The organism is Variovorax sp. Varisp36 (assembly GCF_047304235.1).
Classification (GTDB): domain Bacteria; phylum Pseudomonadota; class Gammaproteobacteria; order Burkholderiales; family Burkholderiaceae_C; genus Variovorax.
Map to the genome: position 1 here is coordinate 1 of NZ_JBGLYU010000088.1, position 5,008 is coordinate 5,008.

The 5,008-nt window shown below is 65.2% G+C and carries 6 protein-coding genes; all 6 read right to left on the minus strand.

What is annotated here, in order from left to right:
* Positions 1 to 202: 202 nt before the first annotated feature.
* Positions 203 to 598 (minus strand): hypothetical protein, encoded by a 396-nt coding sequence (locus tag ACCD11_RS28170; protein ID WP_413316403.1) that lies wholly within the window; start codon positions 596 to 598, stop codon positions 203 to 205.
* Between the two features lie 46 nt (positions 599 to 644).
* Entirely contained in the window at positions 645 to 1,139 is a 495-nt protein-coding gene (locus tag ACCD11_RS28175; RefSeq protein ID WP_413316405.1) for a pentapeptide repeat-containing protein, read from the minus strand.
* 26 nt (positions 1,140 to 1,165) lie between these two features.
* Positions 1,166 to 1,420 (minus strand): hypothetical protein, encoded by a 255-nt coding sequence (locus ACCD11_RS28180; RefSeq protein WP_413316407.1) that lies wholly within the window; start codon positions 1,418 to 1,420, stop codon positions 1,166 to 1,168.
* An 80-nt stretch (positions 1,421 to 1,500) separates the two neighbouring features.
* On the minus strand, positions 1,501 to 1,839 hold the full coding sequence (locus ACCD11_RS28185) for a hypothetical protein (RefSeq protein WP_413316409.1): 339 nt from the start codon (positions 1,837 to 1,839) through the stop codon (positions 1,501 to 1,503).
* Positions 1,836 to 2,315 (minus strand): hypothetical protein, encoded by a 480-nt coding sequence (locus ACCD11_RS28190; RefSeq protein WP_413316411.1) that lies wholly within the window; start codon positions 2,313 to 2,315, stop codon positions 1,836 to 1,838. Before ACCD11_RS28190 ends, ACCD11_RS28185 begins: the two co-directional genes overlap by 4 nt.
* The coding region (locus ACCD11_RS28195) for an RHS repeat-associated core domain-containing protein (protein WP_413316413.1) at positions 2,312 to 5,008 on the minus strand (2,697 nt) is incomplete at its 5' end. The genes ACCD11_RS28195 and ACCD11_RS28190, both read right to left, overlap by 4 nt.

Sequence of the window (5,008 nt, forward strand, 5' to 3'; positions counted from 1 at the left end):
CCGCTGAAGGAGCGCAGCCAGTCGTCCACCGCCTTGCTTGCCGCGGCGATGTCCTCCTTCACGATCGTGTTCAGTGGCGCTACCGCCGTCTGCGGTTCGCGCTCGGTCGGCTTCTGGCCTTGTTGTTGCGGGCCTTCTGTTCCTGCCATCTTTTCTCCCTGCCTCTGGCTGATACCCTGGCTGTGCTGTGAATCCGTGCTCTTCAGGGCCGGATCACGCAGTCCTTCATCGTGAGAAACGCCGACCCCATCGCAAACCCGACCTCGCAGCTCGCGGTGAATTTCGCGCCGCTGCGCAGCTCGCCCATCTTCTGGTTCTGTGCATCGTCCGCCGGGGTCAGGCGCGCCAGCTCCTGGCTGCCTCGCACATCGGCAGCGCGGATCAGCGACGTACCACCGAAGGAATCGGATGCCTCGACAACCACCGCCGGGAACTGCACGCGCTTGCCGTATTCGGGCATGCCAAGCGCACGGCGGCCCTGTTTCTCGTAGCTCTGGTGAAGCTTGGTCAGCGTGGTTTTCATCTCGGCTTGCGCGGCACACAAGGAAGCAGCGCCGAGGAAAGCAGCGGCGACGAATACGGTCTTGATGTTTTTCATGAACATGGAATCGATGAAGTGATGGGATGTGGTTGCCCCTCAGGGCTCAGTTGATGTTGGCGCCCTGGAACTCGAGCTGCTCGAAGGTGCTGCCCGTGAAGTCCACGCTGCGTCCCTGCAGCCCCTGCGCATGCACCACGGTGCCGCTGCAGTCCAGCACGCCGACGTCGTTCCAGCTGCCGCCCGCGAAGCTGATGTCGTCCCACTGGCACTGGCGGAAGGTGCTGCTTCCGATGCTCGCGCCATCGAAGTTCGCGCCCGTGAAGCTGCAGTTGATGAACGTGCAGCCGGTGATCGAGATGCTGCTGAAGTCGCACTGGGTGAAGCTGCAGCCCGTGAACTGGCAACCGCTCCAGCCCGCCTGCTTGAAGCTGGTGGCGGTGAAGCTCGTGCCTGCGAAGGTCGTTGCGGCGAACTGGGCAAGGCCCAGGTCGAGCCCCGCGTAGGCGAAGCTGTCGGCTTGGCCGACGAGCCCGGCGGGAGCACCGCCAGCGCCTTTGCGCCACATGTCGTGGGCGAGGATGATGATCTGGGAAGACACTCGATGCCCCTCGGTTCGCTATCTCTTCAGCGAGACAGATGCTTCTGAAGGACTCGGCCGCTGGACTTGTCGATCAGCAGTTGCGGCTCAGCCAGGCCGGGCAGAGCACCGCGATGACCCTGCGGCTTGTTCGACGCTTCCCACGTAACTCTGTATCCGTCGGATGCATCGACCAACACGAGCTTGTAGTTCTCGAATCGCAGGCCTGAAGACCGCCCATCCTCCCAGGCCACTGCAATCGCCTGTGCCACCAGGCCATCGACTTCGATGATTTCGTTCATTCTTTTCTCCCTCGCCAAATTGAAAGCCGCAGACTCAGTCGGCCGCGGCGTCTTTTGAAACAGTCCCAGCGTCGGGACCACTACCTGCTTCCTTGCTCCCGAAGTATTTCGCCCGTGATCCTCGAGGCGATGTACATGATCGACCGCCCCAACCTGCTGGCGTTGCCAAGTCCCTTCTGTCCTGGCAGCAGCTTGGCCGAGAAGGCGATGCCGATGGTGTCGACACCGTCTTCGTCCTCGCCGTTCTCTTTCCGCCTCTCGGCAATGCGGACGTCGAAGTTATTCAGGTCTTGCCCGGTCTTCTCGAACAGCCTGAAAGCGTTGCCCAATGCGATCACCACCGGGGTGTTGAGCAGCAGCCGATCCGGCGACTCGATCTCGAAGAGCGGCGCGGCCGAACCATCGAGGCCGTCGCTCACGGACGCGAGCCCCGGGCCTTCGCGCGGGCCGCTTCGATTTCCTTGAGCAGATCCCCTGCCTCCGCATTGCCGCTCTTCGACGACTCCGCCGCCCAATGCGCGGCTTCGGCGAGGTCCTTGCCGCTCATGTAGAGGTCGTAGGCCAGGTTGTGCTGAGCGACCACGTGTCCGGCCTTGGCCGCGATCGTCAACCAGCGGATGCGCTGAACGTCGTCAGAAGACGTGAAGGTGTAGTACAGCGAGAGACGGAACGCGGCCTCGACGTCACCGGCCTCGGCCTTCGTGATCAGTTCGGCTCGTTGCGCATCTGTCAGTGCGTAGGACTGCGCACCCGAGATGGGCGAAGAAGCAGAGGCTGGTGCAGCGTCGGGCGTGTCCATGGTTTGGTTCTCCGTTGCGTAAGAGACTGAGAGGTTCAGAAGAAGAGGAAGAAGCACTGCCAGCTTCGCGCCGAACCTGAGATCGATGTTCTTCATGACTTGGGGTTGAAGGTATGCCAGACGCCGGGATCTGCGGTGTCCATGGTGCCGTCGGCCTTCTGGCCGGCAGGCTTGTAGGCGCCGTGGGGCCAGATCCACAGGAGCTTGTCGGGAGCCACGACAGGCGCATTCAGCTCGTTGGCCAGCTTCTGTGCGTAGGGGTCCGTTCCCTTGCCGGTCTCGCATGACATCAGCTGAACCTGCTGGCCTTCCGTATACGACGGATGCGCCTTGATCCGCTGCGCCATTTGCGCAGGGGTGATGCCCTTGAGCGCGGTGTCGGTCATGATGTTCGGATTGCCGTGGGAGCCGACCGTGAACGTGCCGGGCGGGCTCGGGATGTTGTCGGCCGACTGGCGGATCGCCTCGTTGTGCGGAAACAGGTTGATGTCGACCAGCCCCAGCGGATCGATGCCGCGAACGGGGTTGCCGCCGACGTACGCATACAGGTTGAGGCCGCCAGCGAGTCCCAGCGGGTCGGGCGAGACATACCGGCCGCTCGCCGGATCGTAGTAGCGGTAGCGGTTGTAGTGCAGCCCTGTCTCGGCGTCGAAGTACTGCCCCTGAAACCGGATGGGGTTCGAGAGGCCGGCACGTCGCCCCGCTTCGCTGATGACTTCGCGCGCCTCGCCCCAGGCCTTGTACTGGGCCGACCAGGCGACGCGGCCCTCGTGATCGGTCAGGTCCCGCGGCGTGCCGAGGTGGTCGCACTGGTAGAAGGCAACCTCGTCGTCTTCGAAGCTGCGTTGTCCGGGCTGGAGTTCTCCGTTCCACAGCGGGTCTTGCTCGATGTCGTAGGCGCCGCCGTTGGCGGCCATGAGCTCTCGCACGTCGGGCGTCCTGCCCGGCACGATCGCATGCGCCTGGCGCAGTTGAACCAGCGGAGCGAAGGAGCGCGGCTCGTGGACATAGTGCACGCTCCAGCCTCGGCCTGCTTCCTCGTGCTCTCCGGCAAAGCTCTGCGTGCTCTCGAAGGCGAGCGTGTCGCCGTCCCACCCGAACCGGGTGATGCTGTCTCGCGAACGCTTGGAAATGCGGCGGCCCAGCGGGTCGTAAGCGAATGAGGTTTGCGTGCCATCTTCGTCCGTGGCGGAGCTCAGCCGGCCGAAACCGTCCCAGGCGAAGGTGGTCGCCCGGCCATTGCACACGCGCTCGACCATGTTGCCGTGCTCATCGTACCGGTAGCGCACGCCGGCATAGGCCCTGAGCAGGTTGTCGAGCAAGGGGGAGACGGGAGCCCGGCTGCCGCCGGCCGTGCTGTCGGGATCGACGATGTTGCCCGCGGGGTCGAAGGCGAAGGTCTCGCGTCCGAGCCGGCCGTTGGCCTCGACGAGCCGGCCGACGGGGTCGTAGCGGTAGTCGAGGTTGCCATGACGGCTGTCACCGATGGCGATCAGCTGCCCTGACTTGTCGTAGCCGTAGGTGCGCTGCAGCTGCAGCGCGCCGGGTGCGCTCGCCTGGCCCGGCACGACCTGCTGCTCCAGCCGCCTCCCTGCGTTGTCGTAACGCAGCTTCTGGGTCAGGCCGTTGCGCTGCTCGCGCACCACTTCGCGATGGAGATCGTCGCGCTCGAAACCGAGGATGTCGTGCCCGTCGAGCAGCAGGCCGTGCACGTGGCCCGAACCGTAGATGAGCCACTGGGTCGTATGGCCGTCGGGACGGATCGTGGCGACGCGCTGGTTGAGCGCGTCGTAGCGGTGCTGCCATATCGCCGTGCGACCGGCCTGCAGATCGTGCTGGTGCTCTCGCGTCAGGTTACCGGCCGGGTCGTAGAACCACTGCAGGCGCGCGTCGCTGTTGGACGCCTCGACCATGCGTCCGTTGCGGTCGAAGGCGAAGTGCTCGACCTGGCTGCCCGCGGATCGCTGCGTCATCCTGCCCATCGCATCGGCCTGCAGTTGCACTACCCGTCCGCCCGCCGCAACCTCGACGAGCCGGCCGGTGCCTTCTTCGTAGCGGTACCGCGTGGTCCGGTGCGCGAAGTCGGTCTTGTCAAGCAGCCGACCCACAGGGTCATAGCGCAGGCTGTGGCGGCTGCCGTTCTCGTTGCGCAATTCGACGAGACGGCCCAGCAGGTCCCACTGGTACCTGAGCGAATGCCCCTCGGCATCGGTGCGCCCCGAGATCAGTCCTGCGCGGCTGTAGCTGTAGCGCGTGCGGCGCCCGAGCCCATCGACGTGCGCGAGCAAGCGCCCCTCGGGGTCGCGCAGGGCCTGCTCGCGCGTCCCGTCGGCCAGGACGATCTCGTGGATCCGGCCCGGCAGGCTGCCTTCGGCACGCAGCGCCGCGTCTTCTTCCGGAAGGCTGTAGAGATGGCGCGTAACGTTGCCTGCAGGGTCCACAGCCGTGGCGAGCCGGCCGCGATCGTCGTATGTCCAGCGGCTGGTCTTGCCCGAGCAGTCCGTGAGGCTCGCGAGCCGGCCGCGAGGCGTGTAGCTCATCAGCTTCGTGCCGCCCTTTGCATCGGTGATTCGCACGGGTCGGCCGGCCTTGTCGTAGGCGTACTCGGTCTTGTGCCCCAGCGGATCGATCTCTTCCGTGAGGTGGCCTTGCGCGTCGTAGTCGCGCTTCCACACGCCGCCTTCGGCATCGCGGATGCCGGTGAGCCGGTGCAGCCTGTCGTACTCGTAGTGCACACGGCTGCCATCCGCGCGCGTGTGCGTCTGCAGGTTGCCGTCTTCGTCGTAGGT

Excerpts from the sequence above, each read along its gene's own strand:
- ACCD11_RS28170 (WP_413316403.1), bottom strand. The coding sequence starts at position 598 with ATGAAAAACATCAAGACCGTATTCGTCGCCGCTGCTTTCCTCGGCGCT.
- ACCD11_RS28180 (WP_413316407.1), bottom strand. The coding sequence starts at position 1,420 with ATGAACGAAATCATCGAAGTCGATGGCCTGGTGGCACAGGCGATTGCA.
- ACCD11_RS28190 (WP_413316411.1), bottom strand. The coding sequence starts at position 2,315 with ATGAAGAACATCGATCTCAGGTTCGGCGCGAAGCTGGCAGTGCTTCTT.